The organism is Cellulomonas sp. PSBB021, from assembly GCF_002240455.1.
Taxonomy (GTDB): Bacteria; Actinomycetota; Actinomycetes; order Actinomycetales; family Cellulomonadaceae; genus Cellulomonas; species Cellulomonas uda.
In genome coordinates, this window is sequence record NZ_CP021430.1 from 2,699,914 (window position 1) to 2,719,455 (window position 19,542).

A 19,542-nucleotide genomic window follows, 5' to 3' on the forward strand; every position below is an offset into this window, starting at 1 on the left:
GAGCATCGACCCATGCCTCTCGCTCTCGTGACCGGCGCCGCGCGCGCGAACAGCATCGCCGCGGGAATCGTGCCGCGCCTGCGCGCCGACGGGTGGACGGTCGTCACCAGCGACCTCGCCGACGCCGACTACCCGTGCGACCTGTCGACGCCCACCGGCCCCGACGAGCTGCTCGCCGCCGTGACGCGCGACCACGGACCCGTCACCGCACTCGTCCTGAGCCACGCGCACGACGTGAACACCGGGATCCTCGACACGACCGCGGAGAGCTTCGACCTGCACGTCGCGGTCAACGCGCGCGCGAGCCTGCTGCTCATCGCGGCGTTCGCGCGGCAGGCACCGGACGACGGCGGCGTGGTCGTCGCGCTGACCAGCGACCACACCACCGGGAACCTGCCGTACGGCGCGTCGAAGGGCGCGCTCGACCGGATCGTCATCTCCGCCGCCCGCGAGCTCGGACCGCGCGGCATCTCGGCGAACGTCCTGAACCCCGGACCCGTCGACACCGGCTGGATGGACGACGAGACGCGCGCGGCGCTCACCGCGGCGCACCCGCTCGGGCGCCTCGGCACGCCGACGGACATCGCGGCGGTCGTCGCGTTCCTGGTCTCGCCGGAGGGCCGCTGGGTCTCGGGCCAGCTCCTGCAGTCCGACGGCGCGTTCTCGGCCCGGTTCTAGATGGCGACGCTGCACCTCATGGTCGGCCTGCCGGGGACGGGCAAGACGACCGGGGCACGGCGTCTCGAGGCCGGGTGCGGCGCGCTGCGGCTGACGAAGGACGAGTGGGTCAAGGCGCTGTTCGGCGACGAGAACCCGCGCGCCGCGACGGCGGTCATCGAGGGGCGGCTGGTCGCGGTCGCACTGCGCGCCCTCGCCCTGGGCGTCGACGTGGTGCTCGACTTCGGGCTGTGGAGCCGCGACGAGCTCGCGGCGTGGGCCGCGGTCACCGCGCTCGGGGGCGGGCCCGCGCGTCGAGCCGCTCGACGGACTCGCGCACCGAGCTGTGCAGGATCAGCTCGACGTCACCGACCAGGCGGTACGGGTCGTCGACCATGCCGTCCACGACCCACCGCAGCACGACCGCCACGACGGCCGAGGTGTAGAAGTCCACGACGAGCGCGTGGTCCGCCGCCTGGGCCGGCCCGCCGCCGCCGACCTCACGCACCACGGCGTCGGTGACGGGCCGCATCTGCCGGAACAGGAAGTCCGCGAGCCGGGCACGGCCGAGGCCGTCGAGCACCGCCTCGGTCGACGTGCGGTTCGCGCGCAGGTACGCCAGGAGCCGCACGAGCCCGTCGGCCCACGAGTCGTGGCGCGCCTCCGCGTGCACGAGCTGCGCGACCTCGGTCTCGAACACCCACGCCGCCAGGTCCTGCACGTCGTGGAAGTGGTAGTAGAACGCCTGGCGCGTCAGGCCGCGGTCGCGGACGAGCTGCGTGACCGTGACGCGGGCCAGCGGCTGCGTCCGCAGGCGCTCCTTGAGGGCGGCGGCGAGCGCGACCCGGGCGTCGGGGCGGCGCTCGTCGCGGGGCGGGTCGAGGGCGAGGTCCGGCCCCGCGTCGACGGAGCGGTCCAGGGTCGCGTCGAGAGTCACGTCGAGGGTCGCGTCGAGGGTCACGTCCTGTGCAACGACCGCCGACGCGCGTTTCCCGTGGGCCCAAGGTCCCCCCGGACGCCCCGGACCGCGGCCCGACGACGCCGCCGAGCGCCCCCGTCTGGACAGACCGCGCCCGGTGTCCAGTGACCGCCGCCGCGGTGCGTGCCTACGTTTCCCACGTCCCCCGGGGCCGACCGGCCGCGGGCCGTGCAGAGGAGGCCGTGGTGTTCCTGTTCGAGTCCATCCCCTGGCAGTCCTGGGTGATGTGGTTCGTCGTCCTGGGCGCTCTGATCGCCCTCAACGAGGTCACGCGCCGCTGGAAGTGGGCAGGCATCGCGTTCTTCGTCGCCCTGCCGCTCGTCCTGACGGTGTTCGTGTGGCCCTCGACCGCCGGCGAGGGGTCCTCGACCGGCACGTGGTTCCACTGGGTCAAGGTGTACTCGGCGCTCGCCGGGTGCCTCGGGTTCATGCTGCTGCGGTACGTCGACAAGCTGTCCAAGAACCGCTGGATGCTGCTGTTCCCCGCGCTGATCCTCGCGGTCAACATCGGCGAGGCCGTGATCCGTGACTTCCAGGTCGCGGGCCTGCAGGGCATGCACGACGGCGTCTTCATGGTCGGCGGCGTGTGGAACTACATGAACGGCGTCGCGGGCATCCTCAACGCCCTGACCATCTGCGGGTGGATGGGGATCTTCGTCTCGCGTGACCGGTCCAAGGACATGATCTGGCCGGACATGATGTGGTTCTGGATCGTCGCGTACGACCTGTGGAACTTCGCGTACGTCTACAACTGCGTGGGTGACCACGCGTTCTACGCGGGTGCCGCGCTGCTCATCTCCTGCACCATCCCCGCGTTCTTCATCAAGAAGGGCGCCTGGCTCCAGCACCGTGCGCACACGCTCGCGCTGTGGATGATGTTCACGATGGCGGTCCCGACGTTCGTCTCGTCGTCGTCGTTCGCCGTCGCGTCGTCGCACGACACCACCGCGCTGTTCGTCGTGTCCGCGCTGTCGCTCGTCGTGAACGTGGCCGTCGCCGTCTACCAGGTGCGCGTGATCGTGACCCGCCGGCGCAACCCGCTGCGCGAGGAGCTGTTCACGCACCTGCCGCAGTACCGCGAGGTCGTCGAGGCGAACGCGCCGACCACCGCTGCGGTCGGCGTCCCGGCCGTCGGGCCCACCCCGACGCCGGTGCACGCCTGACCGTCGGGTCAGACCAGCTCGACGCGGTCCGCCTGGGGGCCGCGGTCGCTCTGGCGCACCTGGTAGCGCACGCGGTCGCCCTCGGCCAGCACCTCGCCGCCGCGCACGACGGAGACGTGCACGAACAGGTCGTCACCGCCCGAGTCGGGCCGGATGAAGCCGAAGCCGCGGTCGGCGTCGTACCGCGCGACGACGCCCTCGCCGCCGCGCGCGGGCGCCCCCGAGCCGCGGTGCGAGTCGGAACGGTGCGAGTCGGAACGGTGCGAGTCGGGGCGGCCGCGGCCGGCCGGACGCGGGGCGGGGCGCCGGGGACGGCCGCCGACGAGCTCGACGTCGCGCGCCTGCAGCCCGCGGTCCCCCTCGACCACGTCGAACGCGATCCGGTCGCCCTCGGCCAGCTCGCGCACCCCGCCGAGCAGCGCGGACGCGTGGACGAACACGTCGCCGCCGGAGTCGGCGGTCGCGAAGCCGAAGCCCTTGTCGGGGTCGTACCAGGTCACGGTGCCGTTCGCGCCGTCGTCCTCCCCGCCGCCACCACCGGCCGACGGGCCCAGCGGCAGCAGGTGGTCCGCCTGCGGGCCACGCTCACCGGGCACGACGAGGAACGCGACCCGCTGGCCCTCGTGGACGACCCCGCCGCCGACGATCGCGGAGGAGTGCACGAAGATCTCCGCGCCGCCCTCGTCGGGCGTCAGGAAGCCGTAGCCCTTCGCGGGCTCGTACCAGGAGACCGTGCCGAGCCGCCCGAGCGGGGCGTCCGCCGCGACGTCGCCGGTGACACGCACGCGCCGCGCCTGCGGGCCGCGGTCCCCCTCGCCGAGCTCGAACTCGACCTCCTGCCCCTCGCGGAGCACACGCTCGTCGCCCAGTACCTCGGACGCGTGCACGAACAGGTCCGGCGCGTCGTCACCCAGCGCCAGGAAGCCGAACCCTCGCTCGGCGTCGAACCATCGGACAGTTCCCTGGGGCACGTCGTCTCCTCGTCGGAAGGTGGGTTGCTCCCTCCAGTGTCCCCCGCCGCGCGCGCGACGCGAGCCACGCGCGCTCGTTAGGGTGGCCGCCGTGGCGACGACGGCACGGCAGGTGGCGCAGCGGATGAGTGCGGACGTGGGCGCGGCGCCCCGGCCGAGCACGGTGGACGGCTTCCTCGCCGGCGATCCGGACGCCGAGGTGCGGGGAGTCGCGGTCACGATGATGGCGACGTTCGACGTCCTGCAGCGCGCGGCCGCGCGAGGGCTCGACCTGGTCGTGTCGCACGAGCCTCTGTACTTCGACCACCAGGGCGCGTCCGACGAGGTCCTCGCCGCCGAGCGCGACCCCGTGCACGCCGCGAAGGCCGCGTTCGTCGCCGAGCACGGGCTCGTCGTGCTGCGCGCGCACGACGCGTGGCACGACCGGCGCCCCGACGGCATCCTCACCGGTACCGCGCGTGCGCTGGGCTGGCTGGACGCCGCGCGGCCCGACGAGCCCGGCGTGTACGACCTGCCGACGACGACGCTCGGCGTGCTCGCCGCGCACGTCGCACGGTCGCTCGGGGCGCGCGCGCTGCGGTACGTGGGTGACCCCGGGGCGCCCGTGTCCGTCGTGGGGCTGCAGCCGGGGTTCGTCGGGTTCGCGCGCAACCGGCACCTGCTCGCGCGGCCGGACGTCGACGTGCTGGTGATCGGCGAGGGGCACGAGTGGGAGACCGGCGAGTACGCGGCCGACGCCGTGACCGCCGGGGTGTGCGCGGGTGTCGTCGTCGTCGGGCACGTGCCGTCCGAGCAGGAGGGCATGGCCGAGGCCGCGCGCTGGCTCGCCGGGCTGGTGCCCGAGCTGCCCGTGGAGCTCGTCGCCGCCGCCGACCCGTTCCGGACCGTCGGCGCGTAGGCGGGTAGCGGGTCAGGAGCTCGCCTCGTGGCGCGTGCGGCGGTCGGTGAGCACCGCACCATCCCGCCGCCGGGTGACCGCCGACCGGGTGCCGCACCGCGCACCGTCATGGACATCTGTCCGATTTGCCCTAGTGTCGGCCGGGTGGACCCCCTCCTCACGCCGCCGCAGGACGCCCCGCACCCGCCCACGCTCGACGAGCTCCTGCGCCGGGCCGACACCGCCGCACGCGCAGGCCACTGGACCGCAGCCGCCCGCGCGTGGCTCGAGGCCGGCGGGCGGCACGGTGCGGACGTGAGCGCGGGCCTCGAGCACGCGGCCTCGCACCTCGACGACCGCGCGGACGCGGGCGACGCCGCCGCGGCCGGCGTCCTGGCGCTCATGGTCGCCGAGTTCATCGGCGACCTGCCCGCGGCGGCGGACTACGCCCGCGTCGCCGCCGAGGGCGGGGACCCGCTCGGGCAGCGGATCTGGGGGTTCCTGCTGTGCGAGGGCCAGGGCGTCGAGCGCGACGAGGACGCCGGCACACGGTGGACGCGTCGCGCCGCCGACCAGGGCGACCCGATCGCCCTGCTCAACCTCGCCGGCTCCGTGCCGCAGCGCGAGGGCGACATGCTGCTCGCCCTCGCCGCGGGGCTCGGCGTCGAGCGCGCGGGCGCGCGGCTGGGCGACCGGCTCTCCGAGCGGGACCAGGACGAGGCCGCGCTGCGCTGGTACGTGTGGGCCGCCGAGCGCGGGCACGCCGGCTCGATGCGCGCCGCCGCCGACTGGTACCGCGAGGGGTTCGGCGGCCGGCCCGACCCCACCTCCGCCGTCCGCTGGTACCTGACGCTCCTGGCCCACGGCGACGGCGACGGCGTGCACGAGGCGATCGGCGTCGTGCGGGAGCACGGCCTGTCGGACGGCGACGTCCGGGCCGCCGCGGCGCTCGCGGGCCGCCCGTCGGCAGCGGACTCCCTGCTCTCGGCCGTCCGTCGCGCGGGCTGACGGGGTCCGACTGTCACTGGTGATAGTGACATCGGTGATAGGGACATCGGTGATAGTGACATCGGTGATGGTCACGTCGGACCGCTCGTCCTGCGGGCCACGTGTCGCCGGTAGGGTGCGGGCACCCGACGACGGGAGGTCGACGTGCTGGTGCTGCCACCGCCGGTGGTGCGGCCGTTCTGCACGCTCGAGGTCGAGCTCGCGCCCGTTCTCGACCTCGGCGGCGGCCGGACCGGGCAGCGCCGTGTCGTGCCGGTCGTCGGCGGCCGGGTGACCGGGCGGATCAGCGGGACGATCCTCGACGTCGGCGCGGACTGGCAGACGGTCGGCCCCGACGGTGTCGCGGAGCTCGACGCGCGGTACGCGTTCCGCACCGACGACGGCGCGCTCGTCGAGATCGTCAACCAAGGCACGCGGCACGGCCCGCCGGAGGTCATCGCGCGCCTGGCGGCGGGTGAGCCGACGCCGCCCGAGCAGTACTCGATGCGCTCGGTCGCGCGGCTCGAGAGCGGCCACCCGGACTACCGGTGGCTCAACCGGATGGTGTTCGTCGGCACAGGTGCGCGCGACGGCGGCCGCGTACAGGTCGACCTGTACAGCGTGGAGTGAGGACGGCTGGAGTGGGGACGGCTGGAGTGGGGACGGCAGTGACGGGACCGCGGGTGCTCGTCTGCGGCGGCGGCATCGGCGGGCTCGCCGTGGGGCTGACGCTGCACCAGCTCGGCGTGCCGTTCACGGTGCTCGAGGGCGCACGCGAGCTCGCGCCGCTGGGTGTGGGGATCAACCTGCAGCCCAACGCGGTGCGCGAGCTCGGTGACCTGGGCATCGGGACGGACGCGCTCGGCACGATCGGCGTGGGCGTGCGCGAGTGGGCGCTCGTCGGGCGCAACGGTCACGACATCCACAGCGAGCCCCGCGGTCTGCCCGCCGGCTACCGCTGGCCGCAGTACGCGCTGCACCGCGGCCGGCTGCAGCTCCTGCTCGCGGACACCCTGCGGGAGCGCGCGGGCGCGGACGCGGTCCGGCTCGGGCACCGCGTCACGGGCTACGAGAAGAACGCGGACGGGACGGTCGCGGCGCTCGGGACGCGCGCGGACGGCACCGCGTTCCGTGAGGAGGGGACGCTGCTCGTCGGCGCCGACGGCATCCACTCGGCGGTGCGTGCGCAGATGCACCCCGACCAGCCGCCGATCCACTGGGGCGGCACGATCATGTGGCGCGGGACGACGCAGGCCCCGCCGGTGCGCACGGGCTCGTCGTTCGTCGGGCTCGGGTCCGCGCGGCACCGCGTGGTGCTCTACCCGATCTCCCCGCCGGACCCCGCGACCGGGCTCGCGACGGTCAACTGGATCGCCGAGCTCCGGGTGGACGCCGCGCACGACTGGCAGGGCACCGGCTGGTTCCGGGCGGTGGACGTCGCGGACTTCGCGCACCACTTCGACGACTGGCGCTACGACTGGCTCGACGTGCCGGACCTGCTGCGCCGCGCCGAGGTCGCCTACGAGAACCCGATGATCGACCGTGACCCGGTGCCGACCTGGCAGGACGGGCCCGTGCTGCTGGTCGGCGACGCGGCCCACGCGATGTACCCGACGGGGTCCAACGGCGCGAGCCAGGCGATCATGGACGCGCGCCTGCTGGGCGCCGCGATGCTGCGCCACGGCGTGAGCGTCGAGGCGCTGGGGGCGTTCGACGCCGAGCTGTGCGGGCCGGTGTCCGAGCTGGTGCTGCGCAACCGCGGCGACGGGCCGTTCGGGCTGCTGGACCTGGTCGACCAGCGCTGCGGCGGGCAGTTCGACGACATCGACGACGTGGTCCCGGAGGCCGAGCGCGCGGCGTTCATGGCCGGGTACAAGGCCGCCGCGGGCTTCGCGGTCGACCGGCTCAACGCCGCCCCGCCGACGATCCCGCCCGGAGCCCGCGCGGTCGTCGCCGGCTGAGGGCGTGCGGGACCGGCGTGGGGTGGCCGCGTCGGTGGTCGCTGTCATGCTCGACGGGTGGAGCTGCGGTTCGGCGGTGAGGTCATCTGGTGGCGCGGGCCGGCGCCGTTCCACTTCGTCGCGCTCCCGGACGACGAGGCCGCGCGCCTGCGGGCCGTCGCGACGCACGTGACCTACGGGTGGGGCTCCGCCGCGCGGACGGCCGCAGCACGACCCGGCGGACGACGACGACTACTACGACCCGGCCGCGCAGTGAGACGGTGGGAGCGAGCGGGACCTGCACGCTTGCGTGACTGGATACCCCCGGGGGTATAGTGGAGCCATGTCCCCCACTGACGCACCCAGCACGCCCCGACGCATCGTCGTCGTCGGCGGGGTGGCCGGCGGCATGAGCGCAGCCGCCCGCGCCCGCCGCCTCGACGAGTCCGCCTCGATCGTCGTCCTCGAGCAGTCGCAGTACGTCTCGTTCGCCAACTGCGGGCTGCCCTACCACCTGTCCGGCGAGATCGAGGACCGCGACTCCCTGCTCCTGCACACGCCGCAGTCGCTGCGCGCCGCGCTCGCGCTCGACGTGCGCACCGGCAGCCGCGCCACCGCGATCGACCGCGCGGCACGCACCGTGACCGTCGAGACCGCCGACGGCACGTACGACCTCCCGTACGACGCGCTCCTGCTCGCGCCCGGCGCGGTCGCCGTCCGCCCGCCCGTCGAGGGCCTCGACCACCCCGCCGTTCACCAGCTGCGCACCGTCCCGGACCTCGACGCGATCATCGCGAGCGTCGACCGGCTGCCCGCCGACGGGCCGCGCCGCGCGGTCGTCGTCGGCGCCGGGTTCATCGGCCTCGAGGCCGTCGAGGCGCTCGCCGGGCGCGGCCTGGACGTCGCGCTCGTCGAGCTCGCCGACCACGTGCTCCCGCCCCTGGACGCCGAGCTCGCGCCCCTGCTCGCCGACGAGCTGCGCACGCACGGCGTCGCGCTGCACCTCGGCGTGTCCGCGAGCGCCGTCGCGTCCGCCGACGACGGCTCCGCGCTCGTCACGCTGTCCGACGGCACGCGGTTGCCGGCCGACCTCGTCGTCGTGAACGTCGGCGTGCGCCCCGCGAGCGCCCTCGCCCGCGAGGCCGGCCTCGAGCTCGGGGAGCGCGGCGGCATCCGCGTGGACCACGACCAGCGCACCTCCGACCCGCACATCTGGGCGGTCGGCGACGCGGTCGAGGTGGTCCAGGCGGTCACCGGCCTGACCGGCCCCGTGCCGCTCGCGGGCCCCGCGAACCGCCAGGGCCGCCGCGCGGCCGACTCGATGCTCAGCCACCGCACCACGCCGCAGGCGTCCGTGCTCGGCACCGCGATCGTGCGCGTGTTCGGGCTCACGGCCGCGGTGACGGGCGCGAGCCAGGCGACGCTGCAGCGCGCGGGCATCCCGCACGAGGTGGTCCGCACGCACGCCGGGCACCACGCCGGGTACTTCCCGGGTGCCGAGCAGGTGCACGTCGTCGCGAGCTTCGCACCCGACGGGCGGCTCCTCGGGGCCCAGGCCGTCGGCCGTGACGGCGTCGACAAGCGCATCGACGTGCTCGCGACCGCGCTGCGCGCCGGCATGACCGCCGACGACCTCGCCGAGCTCGAGCTCGCGTACGCGCCGCCCTACGGCTCCGCGAAGGACCCGGTCAACATGCTCGGGTTCGTCGCGCAGAACGTGCTCGACGGCACCCTGCCGCAGTGGCACCCCACCGAGCTGGACGACGTGCTCGCCTCCAGCCTCGTGCTCGACGTGCGCTCGCGCGCCGAGTTCGCGCGCGGTCACCTCGCGGACGCGCTCAACATCCCGCACACCGAGCTGCGCGAGCGGCTCGACGAGGTGCGTGAGGCGGCCGCGGGCCGGCACGTGGCCGTGCACTGCGCGAGCGGCGTCCGCTCGAACATCGCGACGCGCGTCCTGGTGCAGTCGGGGTTCGACGCGAGCAACCTGTCCGGCGGCTGGATCAGCCTGACGACCGCCCGCCCCGACCTCACCCCCACCCGCTGACCCCCTGAACCCGACCCCCTGAAGGAGTACCACCATGTGCAGCCCCGCTCTGTGCCCCCGCTGCGGCAAGGTCACCTGGACCGGCTGCGGCATGCACGTCGACGACGTCATGGCCGGCGTGCCCCAGGATCAGCAGTGCACGTGCCAGGCGACCTCCCGCGCCTGACACCCCCGACCCAGGAGGAACCGTGGACCTCGACCCCACCGAGATGACCAAGGTCAGCAACCGGCTCAAGCGCGCGCAGGGCCAGCTCGCCGCCGTCATCCGCATGCTCGACGAAGGCAAGGGCTGCGAGGACGTCGTCACGCAGCTGTCGGCCGTGTCGCGTGCGCTCGACCGCGCCGGCTTCGCGATCATCGCGTCCGGCATGCGGCAGTGCCTCACGCAGCCCGACGACGCCGACGAGGCGCCCACCCTGGACGTCGCGAAGCTCGAGAAGCTGTTCCTCTCGCTCGCCTGACCGCCCGCGCGAGGTCAGGCGAGCCTGTCCAACGTGGCCGGGACCGGCGCGTCGGGCGTACAAGTGGATCATGCGCACCGTCCTCGGGCGCCTGGTCGCCTACCCCGTCGTGCTCGCCACCCTCGTGGTCGGGTCGGTCGGCGGTGTGCTCGAGGCCGCCGGGCTGCCCGGTGCCGCGCAGGTGGTCGTGTCCGCGTTCGCTCTCGTCGTCGCGGGGATCCAGGCGCGGGGCATGGTCGCCGACCTGCGCGCGGGCCGGTACGGCGTGGACCTGCTCGCCGTCACGGCGATCGTCTCGACCGTGGCGGTCGGCGAGTACTGGGCCGCGCTCGTCGTGTGCCTCATGCTCAGCGGCGGCGAGGCGCTCGAGGACTACGCGGCCGGCCGCGCGCGCCGCGAGCTCACGGGTCTGCTGCAGAACGCGCCCCGCACCGCACGCCGCAAGGACGCCGACGGCTCGGTCACCGAGGTGCCGGTCGACGAGGTCGCGGTGGGTGACGTGCTCGTCGTGCGGCCGTTCGAGGTCGTGCCCGTCGACGGCGTGCTGGAGTCGGACCGCGCGACGCTCGACGAGTCGTCACTGACGGGTGAGTCGCTGCCCGTCGACCACGTGCAAGGCGACGAGCTGCTCTCGGGTGCGGTCAACGGCGGCGAGGCGCTCGACCTGCGCGCCACGGCGCTCGCGGCCGACTCGCAGTACCAGCGCATCGTCGCCCTCGTCCGTGAGGCGCAGGACTCCAAGGCGCCGTTCGTCCGGCTCGCGGACCGCGTGGCGGTGCCGTTCACGCTCTTCGCGCTCGGCCTCGCGGTCGCCGCGTGGCTCGTGTCCGGCGAGCCCGCCCGCATCGCCGAGGTCCTCGTCGTGGCGACGCCGTGCCCGCTGATCATCGCGGCACCCGTCGCGTTCCTCGGCGGCATGTCACGCGCCGCCCGCGCGGGCGTCATCGTGAAGTCCAGCGGGACGCTCGAGCAGCTCGCGCGCGCCCGGACGGCCGCGTTCGACAAGACCGGCACGCTCACGTTCGGGCAGCCGCGCGTGACGGACGTGCACGCCGACGGCGTCGCACCGCAGGAGCTGCTGCTGCTCGCCGCGGCCGTCGAGCAGTACTCGAGCCACCCGCTCGCGCAGGCCGTCGTCGAGCACGCTCGCGCCACCGGGCGCGCGGTCCCGGCCGCCGACGACGTGCTCGAGGTGCCCGCGCACGGGGTGCGCGGGACGGTGGACGGGCGTGTCGTCGTCGTCGGCAGCGCGCGGTTCGTCGCGCACGAGACGGGGGCGACGCCGAGCGAGCCCGGCGCCGGCACGGGGGTGCACGTCGCGGTGGACGGCCGGCCGGCCGGTCACCTCACGCTGGCCGACGAGCTGCGCCCCGAGGCCGCGGGCACGATCGCCGCCCTGCACCGGGCGGGCGTGCGCACCACCATGATGCTCACCGGGGACAGCGAGCCGGTCGCCCGGCGCATCGCCGCGCAGGCCGGCGTGGACGACGTGCGAGCGGCGCTCCTGCCGCAGGACAAGGTCACCGCGATCCGCACGGCACCGCTGCGCCCCGTGCTCATGATCGGCGACGGCGTGAACGACGCCCCCGTGCTCGCGTCCGCGGACGTGGGGATCGCGATGGGCGCGCGCGGCTCGAGCGCGGCCTCGGAGTCCGCCGACGTCGTCGTCATGGTCGACGACCTGTCGCGCGCCGCACGTGCCGTGCAGGTGGGGCAGCGCACGCTGCGCGTCGCGTGGCAGTCGATCGGGATCGGCCTCGTCATGTCGGTGGGGCTCATGCTCGTCGCGGCCGCCGGGCGGCTGCCGGCGCTGGCCGGCGCGTGGCTGCAGGAGGTCGTGGACCTCGCGACGATCCTGTGGGCGCTGCTCGCGGTCCGGCCCAGCCGGGCCGAGCGGACCGCGGTCGCGGGGGCCGGGCCGTCCCCCGTGCCGCCGCGCGAGGACGAGCGGGTGCGCTCAGGCGCGTGACGCGCGTCGTCGCGCAGCCCGCCACACGACGCCCACGACCAGCACGGCCGCCCCGACCAGCACCGCCGTCGCGGGGAGCGTCACGACGAGCACCGTGCAGCCGACCGCGCCGACCACCTGCCACGCGCGCGGGAACCGGCGGTGCTCGCGCGGCTGCGTCCACGCGGCCAGGTTCGCCACGAGGTAGTACAGCAGCACCCCGAACGACGAGAACCCGATCGCCCCGCGCAGGTCCACGGTCAGCACCAGCGCGCACACCACCACCGCGAGCGCGACCTCCGCCCGGTGCGGCACGCGGTAGCGCGGGTGCACGGCGGCCAGCCAGCGCGGCAGGTCACCCTCGCGCGCCATCGCCAGGCCCGTGCGCCCCACCCCCGCGACGAGCGCGAGCAGCGCGCCGAGCGACGCGGCCGCCCCCGCGACGCGGACGACGGGACCGGTCCACGCCCACCCGCTGGTCGCCGCGGCGTCGGCCACCGGCGCCGACGAGGCTGCGGTCCCGTCGGCACCCAACGTCGCCAGCAGCGTCACCGCGACGGTCGCGTACACGACGAGCGTGATCGCGAGCGCGAGCTGGATCGCCCGGGGGATGGTCCGGGCCGGGTCGCGCACCTCCTCGCCGAGCGTCGCGACCCGCGCGTACCCCGCGAACGCGAAGAACAGCAGCCCCGCGGACTGCACCGTCCCGTACCAGCCGCCGCTCGCCCCACCCCACGGCTCCACGCGCGACCAGTCGGGGTCGCCGCCGACGAGCGTCGCTACGACCACCGCGGTCAGCGCCACGAGCACCACGGCCACCACGACGCGAGCGAGCCGTGCGGTGCGCGTGACCCCCCGGTAGCTCACGGCCGTCAGGAGCAGCACCGCGGCCGCCGCGACCGGCCGCTGCGCGCTCGGCGCGACGTACGCGGCGAACGTGAGCGCCATCGCGGCGCACGACGCGGTCTTCCCGATGACGAAGCCCCACCCGGCGAGGAACCCCCACCACGGGCCGAGCCGCTCCCGGCCGTACACGTACGTGCCGCCCGACGTGGGGTACTGCGCCGCGAGCTGTGCGGAGGCGGTCGCGTTGGCGTACGCGACGACCGCCGCGACGAGCAGCCCGACGAGGAGCGCCGACCCCGCGGCGCGCGCGGCGGGTGCGAACGCCGCGAACACGCCCGCGCCGATCATCGACCCGAGCCCGACGACCACCGCGTCGCCCGTGCCCAGCCGCCGCGCGAGCGCGGGCTGCGCACCGCTCACCGGGCCCTCGTCACGCGCGGAATGCGGCTCGCCGGGTCGGTGGTCCGCGGATCCCGGCATGCGGTCAGGGTACCCGGCGGTCGGCGCCCGCCAGCAGGGCGAACGCGACCGCCTGGAGCCCGGCGACCACCGCCACGAGCACGCCGAGCGCGTCCGCCGCCAACGCGCCCGCGAGCCCGCCGCCGACCACGGCGGCGACACCCTGTACCGCGGCGAACCAGCCGTAGGCCGTGCCCCGGCGGCCGGGCTGGACGAGCTCGGCGACGCGCGCCTTGACGGTCGAGTCGAGGATCCCGCCCGCGAGCCCCCACACCGCCACGCCCACGAGCACGGCGGGCAGCGTCGCGCCGAACGCGAGCGGCGGGACGGCGGCGACGAGCAGGGGCACGACGAGGACGACGCGCGGTCCGAGCCTGTCGTGCAACGCACCGACGACGAGCGCCCCCACGGCCGCGGCGGCCATCGCGCCGGCGTAGACGACGGGCACGGCCGCGGGTCGCAGCAGCGCGTCGTCGACGAGGTGGTAGGAGATGACGGCGAACGTGGCCAGGCCCGCACCGACCGCGGCCGCGCCCGCGGCGAACACCCAGAACTCACGCGGCAGGTCCCGTGCGGGTGCGAGCCACCCGCGCGGTCCGGCGGCCGCGTGCGGGAGCTCGTCGGCCGGCGGCTCGTCGTCGGGGGCGAGGCGGCGCATGACGAGCAGCAGCACCATCGCCAGCGCCCCCGGCACCGCGAGGACGGCCAGCGACGGGACGAGCGACCCGGTCGTGGCGAGCACGGCCGCGACGAGCAACGGCCCGACGAACGCACCGACCTGGTCCAGCGCCTTGTGCACGCCGAACCCGCGGCCCATCCCGACGTGCTCGGCGGCACGCGCCAGCAGCACCGACTTCGACGGGCTGCGCACGGCCTTGCCGAACCGCTCGAGCAGCAGCAGCACGCACGCCACGGCGGCCCCGCCCGACGCGAGCACCGGGGTGAGCGCGAGCAGCGGCACGCCGACCGCCGTCAGCCCGTACCCGGCGATCGTCGTCGGCCAGTACCGTCCCGCCCGGTCCGCCCGCGCGCCGAACGGCAGCCGCAGCACCAGGGCGACCGCCTCACCGAGCCCGGTGACCAGGCCCGCGACGACCATCGGCACGCCGAGCGACGCGAGCAGCGGTCCGGTGACGGACCGCGCGCCCTCGTAGACCATGTCCGCGGCGAGCGACACCACGCCGAGGCCCAGCACCACGCGCCAGGCCGCGGACCGCGCCGCCGCATCCGTCGTCACACCAGGACGGTAGACCGCGCCCACCCCCGCGGTGCTCGTCAGCGTGCCGCGTGCGCCTGCCCCGCGTCGACGACGACCGGCGCGGTCGGGTCCGTGGTGTCGACGACGAGCGTGGCGCGCTCCCAGGGGCGCGCGTGCGCGAAGTACAGCCGCTGCGCACCGTCGTACCGCGCCAGCAGCTGGTCCGCGAGCGCCTCGTCGAGCCGGCCGCGCGCCCGCATCCGGCGCTCGGCCTCGTCCTGCGGCACGTCGAGGAAGACCGCCACGTCCCAGAACCGCACGAGCTCGTCACGCAGCAGGAACGTGCCCTCCACGACGACGAGCGCGTCGTCGGGCGCCCGTTCGGCGCCGTCGGGCGGGGTCGAGGACGTGCGCCGGAACGACCCCGAGCCGGCGCGCGTCAGCGGTTCGAGCGCGGTCGCGACGAGCGCGCCGTAGTCGTACGTGTCGAGCCAGAAGCCCTCGGGCGACATCCGTCCGCGCGCGTGCCGGACGTGCGGGGGGTGGAAGAAGTCGTCGACGTGCAGCAGCACGACGGGCCGCGGGCGGGCGCGTGCGGCGAGCAGCGCGGCGAACGTGCTCTTCCCGCTCGCGCCCCGCCCGTCGACCGCGACGAGCGCGCGCCCACCCACCGGCACGCCGTCGAGCACGCCGTCGAGCACGCCATCGAGCACGTCGCCCAGCACGCCCTCGAGCACGTCGCCCCGCCCACCCGTCACCACGCCGCCCATCCTGCCCCCCGCCCCCGCCCCTCCCCCCACCCCTCCCCCTTCGCCGCCGAGTGCGCACGGTCGTGCGCGAGTGCGCATGCCCGGCGTGCGCACTCGGGTCGGGACGTGCGCACTCGGCGAGGGGGGCGGGGGGACCGGGGCGGGTGGGGACGTGGTCGGCGGGGTGCTGCGGGTCAGCGGGCGGGTGTCGGGGTCCAGAGGACGCCGCGCTCGGCGAGGAAGTCGCCCGTGACCGTGAGCACGTGGCCCTTGTCGCTGAGGTCGACCACGTCCACGTCGTCGGACGTCGGCCTCCCGAGCCGCTGGAGGTGCCCGCCCTGCCAGACGAACGGCTGCGTGAGGTCGGCGCTCGTCGAACCGAGCGCACCGGCCACCTGGCCACGCTCGTTCACGTCGGTCGCGACGCTCCACCCGCTCGTCGTGACCGGTGTGAGCACCCCCGCACGCCACACGAACCCGGTCCCCCGCTGCCCCGGCGCCGCCGCGCTCACGCCGACCACCACGTCCTTGTCGTTCAGCGCGTACGCCTGCGACGACGCGGTCCCGGGCAGCGCGCCGAGCCGGACGATCCCGCCGCCGCGCCACAGCGCCGCCTCGCGCAGCCCGCCGCCGAGCCCGACCGACCCCGCGACCCGGCCGCGGTTGCTGAGGTCGACGCCGCGCAGCACGGCGCCGTCGTCGCGCAGCTCGGTGAACGTGCCCTTCGACCACACGTACGCCAGGTCGGAGTCGTCGTCGTACTCGCCGTCGCCCAGCACCACGCCCTTGTCGTTGAGGTCCTTGATCGACGCGACCGAACGCGCGCCCGGGAACGGCGGGGGCGGCAGGTCGACGCGCGTGCCCGCGGTCCACACGAACGGGTTCTCCGACCACGTCTCGGGCTTCGCGACGACGCCACCGACCTGCCCGCGCTCGTTGACGACCGTGCCGTAGGCGCCCTCGGCCACCACGGTCGTGGTGCCGCGGCGCCAGACGAACGCGTCCGAGTCCTCGCCCGGCTGCGGCTGCACCCAGCCGCTGACGTGGCCGCGGTCGGAGATGTCCGTCGCGGTGCTGTCCTGCGCGTCGGGCGTCAGGTCGGTCATCACGCCGTTCACCCACAGGAACGCGTGCCACCGGCCGTCGGCGACCTGCGAGCGGCCGACCACCTGGCCCCTGTCGTTGACGGCGGTCGGTGTGGTGCGCTCGCCACCGAGCGTGCCGAGCTCGACGGCCTTCCACGTGGGCGGCGGGCACGGGCGCCCGGGCGCCGCGCTCGCGGGCACGGCGGTCAGTGCGAGCGCGGCGGCGAGCGCCGCCGCGGTCAGGGCAGGACGAAGTCGTGCGGTCATCGGGCAACCCCCTGGGACCTGCGACGCCGCACCCTGCGACGTCCGGTTCGTCCGTTCTAGGGTCCGGGCCGCGGCGCGACAAGGAGCGGCGCGGGTGAGACCCGAGGTTCACCCGTCCCGCAGGACGCCGCGGCCGGGCCCGCCCCGACGCCGGCCCGCGAACCCGCCGCGACTCGAGGAGCCCGGCGATGAAGGCCGTGGTCTACGACCGGCGGTCCGGAGGTCCAGCGCGTCGCGGAGGTGCCCGCCCACGCCCAGCACCGGGTCAGGTGCTCGTGCGGGTGGCGGCGACGTCCGTGCACCTCAGCGACGCGTGCTGGTCAACGGCGCGGGCGGCGGGTGTGGACCGCGTCGTGGGGCTCGACGACGTCCCTGGGACGGCTCAGCTCGCGGGGACGAGCCGGGCGAGCGCGGCGTCCAGGTGGGTGCGGGCGGTGCCGACGTACCAGGTGGCGAACTCGGCGTCGTACCCGCGCGGTGCGGCCTCGATGATCCAGATCAGGCTCCACAGCACCCGGTAGAGGCCGAGCCGGGTGACGGCGCCCGGTGAGCCGACGTCCAGCGGCGCCCCGGCTTGCTCGGCATACCCGGCGAGCAGGCCGGCCGGGAGGGCGTCGCTGCCGGCCTGGTCCGCGCCGAGCAGGTCGAGCAGCGGGTCGCCCCACAGCGCGCGCTCGGGGTCGATCACGCCGAGCAGCTCGCCCGTCCCGGGGTCGGCGAACAGGTTCCCCGGCCACAGGTCGTGGTGCACGAGCACCGGGCTCGTCACCTGCGCCAACGCGTCCTGGTGCGCGGCGACCGCGGCCCGGACCCGCTGGTCCGGCACGTCGACGCCCCACCGCACGGCGTCGGCGAGCAGCGCGTCGACCATGCGGCCGAACGCCTGCGGCCACGTGTCGCCGACGAGCCCCGAGGCGTCCACCAGGTACCCGAACCGCGGCCCTGCGACGCGGTGGAATCGTGCCATCAGCGCACCGAGCTCGCGCTGGGCGCGGGCGGCGCGCGGATCGTCGCCCGGGGCGCCGAAGCCGGCGCGGTCCCACGGCACGCCGGGGAGCCACGAGGCCACGACCACGTCACCGGGGAACACGCTCCGGGAGAAGTCGGTGGTCACCACGCTCGGCAGCAGCAGGTCGGGCCGGTCGGCGCCGACGCCGTAGACCAGGGCCTCCGCGCGCAGCAGGTCGGCCTCGTAGGTGAGCAGGCGCGACTCGTCCGCCGGGGCCGTCTTCACCACGACGGACCGCCCGTCGGTCAGCCGCGCCCGGTAGGTGGTCGCGAAGAAGCCGCCCGTCAGGCGCGTCGCGCCCGCGAGCTCGCCGACGTCCGTGAGGACCGCCGCCAGGCGGCGCAGGGTGTCGCCGTCGACGGTGTCGGTGTCAGTGTCGACGGTGTCAGTGTCGACGGTGTCGGTGTCGACGGTGTCGGGATCGAGACTCACGCGGCGAACGTACCGGAGGCGGGTGGCGGGTCGCGGGCAGGCGTGGTCGGCTGGCGGTGACGGGCTGGTCGAGCGGGGACGGGTCGGGCATGGGCTGGGTGGACGTGCCGTGGTTCGCGGCCGAGCAGTACACGGTGGGCCGCGCGGTGGTGCAGCACGGCGTCGCGGCGTGCGTGGTCGTCGTGACGCAGCTGTGGCTGGTGCTGTCGGGGAACTTCGCGTGGCTGAACTGGCTGACGATCGTGCTGGCGTGCGCGGCGGTCGACGATCGCACGTGGTCGTGGCTGCTGGGCGTCCGGGTCGAGGCCGCGTCCACGTCAGCGCCGGGCTGGTTCGTCGTCGTCGCGCTCGTCGTGACCGCCGTGTGCGTGGTGCTCAGCCGGCACCCGGCGCGGAACCTCGTCTCGAAGCACCAGGTGATGAACGCGTCGTTCAACGTGTTCCACCTGGTCAACACGTACGGCGCGTTCGGCAGCATCACGCGGCGACGCACCGAGGTCGTCGTCGAGGGGACGTCCGACGACGACCCCGCCCACGCGACCTGGCGGGAGTACCAGCTCCACGGGAAGCCGGGTGACGTGCGGCGGCTGCCGCGCCAGGTCGCGCCGTACCACCTGCGCCTCGACTGGGGCATGTGGTTCCTGGGGCTCGGGTCCTCGGCGCAGCTGCGCTGGTTCGTGCCGTTCCTGGGCCGTCTGCTCGAGGCGGACCCCGCGACGCTGCGGCTGCTGCGCGTCGACCCGTTCGACGGTGCCCGGCCGCGGTTCGTGCGAGCCCACCTGTACGGCTACCGGTTCGCCACGCGCTTGCAACGGCGCGCGACCGGTCACCGCTGGCTGCGCGAGGACCAGGGCCTGCTGACGGACGCGCTGGACCCGGCGGCGGTGCGCTCCCTGCGCTGACCCGGCCCCGCGGGTCGCGCGTCCCTCGGCAAGTCGTGAGTTTCTCGCCAGGTCGTGCAGTCATCTGCACGACTGACCGAGGAACTCACGACCTCACCGGGACCGCGCGTCGCCCAGCAGGCCCGCGAGGTGCAGGGCCTCGTCGACGAAGCCGTGGCGGGGCAGGTCCGCAACCGCGTCCAGCGGGAACCAGGCGGCGCGGTCGGTCGAGCCGTCGACCTCGTCGCGCAGCGCGCCGCCCGTGACGTGCGCGCGGTACACGACGCGCAACGCGTGCCAGTCCGGCGCACCGGCGCGCACGGACGGCACGACCTCGGAGTCGACGCCGAGCAGCGCGTCGAGCGCGACGTCGTAGCCCGTCTCCTCGGCCACCTCGCGCACCGCGGCGTCCCGCGGGTCCTCGCCGGGGTCGATGCCGCCGCCCGGCACGGTCCAGATGCCGCGCGACGCCCAGTGCGCGAGCAGCACCTGTCCGCCGTCGACGACCACCGCGTACGCCCCCACCCGCTGCTGCACGCCTGCCACGCTAGCCGCGTCGTCGTGGCCGGGTCGCGAAGCTCCTCCC

At 75.5% G+C, this 19,542-nt stretch carries 19 protein-coding genes and 1 pseudogene; 12 read left to right on the plus strand and 8 right to left on the minus strand.

All coding sequences use genetic code 11. From position 1 onward, the window contains the following. Positions 1-12 precede the first annotated feature (12 nt). Positions 13-678: an SDR family oxidoreductase gene (locus tag CBP52_RS12475; protein ID WP_094181225.1), complete on the plus strand. Its 666-nt coding sequence runs from the start codon at positions 13-15 to the stop codon at positions 676-678. Positions 679-696: 18 nt separating this feature from the next. Further along, positions 697-888, plus strand: a pseudogene (locus CBP52_RS12480) (AAA family ATPase); the annotation flags it as partial. Between the two features lie 55 nt (positions 889-943). Here the strand turns inward: CBP52_RS12480 and CBP52_RS12485 are convergent. Beyond that, positions 944-1,618: a TetR/AcrR family transcriptional regulator gene (locus tag CBP52_RS12485; protein ID WP_232514476.1), complete on the minus strand. Its 675-nt coding sequence runs from the start codon at positions 1,616-1,618 to the stop codon at positions 944-946. 203 nt (positions 1,619-1,821) lie between these two features. Between CBP52_RS12485 and CBP52_RS12490 the strand changes: the two genes are divergently transcribed. Continuing rightward, a complete protein-coding gene (locus CBP52_RS12490; RefSeq protein ID WP_094182360.1) occupies positions 1,822-2,799 on the plus strand; it encodes a DUF5692 family protein in 978 nt (325 codons plus the stop codon). 8 nt (positions 2,800-2,807) lie between these two features. On the opposite strand, the gene CBP52_RS18590 is transcribed toward CBP52_RS12490, so the two are convergent. Further along, positions 2,808-3,770 (minus strand): cold-shock protein, encoded by a 963-nt coding sequence (locus CBP52_RS18590; protein WP_094181226.1) that lies wholly within the window; start codon positions 3,768-3,770, stop codon positions 2,808-2,810. A 91-nt stretch (positions 3,771-3,861) separates the two neighbouring features. Between CBP52_RS18590 and CBP52_RS12500 the strand changes: the two genes are divergently transcribed. The 8 genes from CBP52_RS12500 to CBP52_RS12535 all read left to right on the plus strand — a co-directional run bounded on the left by CBP52_RS12500 (position 3,862) and on the right by CBP52_RS12535 (position 12,051). Next, entirely contained in the window at positions 3,862-4,668 is an 807-nt protein-coding gene (locus CBP52_RS12500) for a Nif3-like dinuclear metal center hexameric protein (RefSeq protein WP_094182361.1), read from the plus strand. A gap of 144 nt (positions 4,669-4,812) precedes the next feature. Next, positions 4,813-5,655 (plus strand): tetratricopeptide repeat protein, encoded by an 843-nt coding sequence (locus tag CBP52_RS12505; protein ID WP_157732606.1) that lies wholly within the window; start codon positions 4,813-4,815, stop codon positions 5,653-5,655. Between the two features lie 144 nt (positions 5,656-5,799). Then, complete coding sequence (locus tag CBP52_RS12510; RefSeq protein ID WP_094181228.1) at positions 5,800-6,264, plus strand: DUF3237 family protein; 465 nt, start codon at positions 5,800-5,802, stop codon at positions 6,262-6,264. A gap of 38 nt (positions 6,265-6,302) precedes the next feature. Continuing rightward, entirely contained in the window at positions 6,303-7,595 is a 1,293-nt protein-coding gene (locus CBP52_RS12515; RefSeq protein WP_094181229.1) for a flavin-dependent oxidoreductase, read from the plus strand. 322 nt (positions 7,596-7,917) lie between these two features. Then, positions 7,918-9,621 (plus strand): FAD-dependent oxidoreductase, encoded by a 1,704-nt coding sequence (locus CBP52_RS12525; protein ID WP_094181231.1) that lies wholly within the window; start codon positions 7,918-7,920, stop codon positions 9,619-9,621. A 34-nt stretch (positions 9,622-9,655) separates the two neighbouring features. Continuing rightward, positions 9,656-9,787 (plus strand): hypothetical protein, encoded by a 132-nt coding sequence (locus CBP52_RS18520; RefSeq protein ID WP_255407174.1) that lies wholly within the window; start codon positions 9,656-9,658, stop codon positions 9,785-9,787. A 22-nt stretch (positions 9,788-9,809) separates the two neighbouring features. Beyond that, complete coding sequence (locus CBP52_RS12530) at positions 9,810-10,082, plus strand: metal-sensitive transcriptional regulator (protein WP_094181232.1); 273 nt, start codon at positions 9,810-9,812, stop codon at positions 10,080-10,082. A 70-nt stretch (positions 10,083-10,152) separates the two neighbouring features. Next, positions 10,153-12,051 (plus strand): heavy metal translocating P-type ATPase, encoded by a 1,899-nt coding sequence (locus CBP52_RS12535; protein ID WP_094181233.1) that lies wholly within the window; start codon positions 10,153-10,155, stop codon positions 12,049-12,051. Here the strand turns inward: CBP52_RS12535 and CBP52_RS12540 are convergent. From CBP52_RS12540 to CBP52_RS12560, 5 genes are all read right to left on the minus strand, one after another. After that, positions 12,040-13,296, minus strand: a complete 1,257-nt coding sequence (locus tag CBP52_RS12540; RefSeq protein ID WP_369826226.1) for an APC family permease — start codon at positions 13,294-13,296, stop codon at positions 12,040-12,042. The two genes, CBP52_RS12535 and CBP52_RS12540, sit on opposite strands and share 12 nt — an antisense overlap. A gap of 64 nt (positions 13,297-13,360) precedes the next feature. Continuing rightward, positions 13,361-14,572, minus strand: coding sequence for an MFS transporter (locus tag CBP52_RS12545; RefSeq protein WP_174773790.1), 1,212 nt, complete (start codon positions 14,570-14,572; stop codon positions 13,361-13,363). A gap of 38 nt (positions 14,573-14,610) precedes the next feature. Next, positions 14,611-15,294 carry a uridine kinase gene (locus CBP52_RS12550; RefSeq protein WP_198303449.1) on the minus strand — a complete coding sequence of 228 codons (684 nt, stop codon included), beginning with the start codon at positions 15,292-15,294 and terminating at the stop codon, positions 14,611-14,613. Between the two features lie 182 nt (positions 15,295-15,476). Beyond that, positions 15,477-16,634 (minus strand): hypothetical protein, encoded by a 1,158-nt coding sequence (locus CBP52_RS12555; protein WP_094181235.1) that lies wholly within the window; start codon positions 16,632-16,634, stop codon positions 15,477-15,479. A gap of 382 nt (positions 16,635-17,016) precedes the next feature. Further along, entirely contained in the window at positions 17,017-18,075 is a 1,059-nt protein-coding gene (locus tag CBP52_RS12560) for a phosphotransferase family protein (protein ID WP_094181236.1), read from the minus strand. A gap of 89 nt (positions 18,076-18,164) precedes the next feature. On the opposite strand from CBP52_RS12560, the gene CBP52_RS12565 reads away from it, so the two are divergent. Beyond that, positions 18,165-18,977 (plus strand): lipase maturation factor family protein, encoded by an 813-nt coding sequence (locus tag CBP52_RS12565; protein ID WP_094182364.1) that lies wholly within the window; start codon positions 18,165-18,167, stop codon positions 18,975-18,977. 93 nt (positions 18,978-19,070) lie between these two features. Here the strand turns inward: CBP52_RS12565 and CBP52_RS12570 are convergent, their stop codons facing one another. Then, positions 19,071-19,493 (minus strand): NUDIX hydrolase, encoded by a 423-nt coding sequence (locus CBP52_RS12570; protein WP_094182365.1) that lies wholly within the window; start codon positions 19,491-19,493, stop codon positions 19,071-19,073. Between the last annotated feature and the right edge of the window lie 49 nt (positions 19,494-19,542).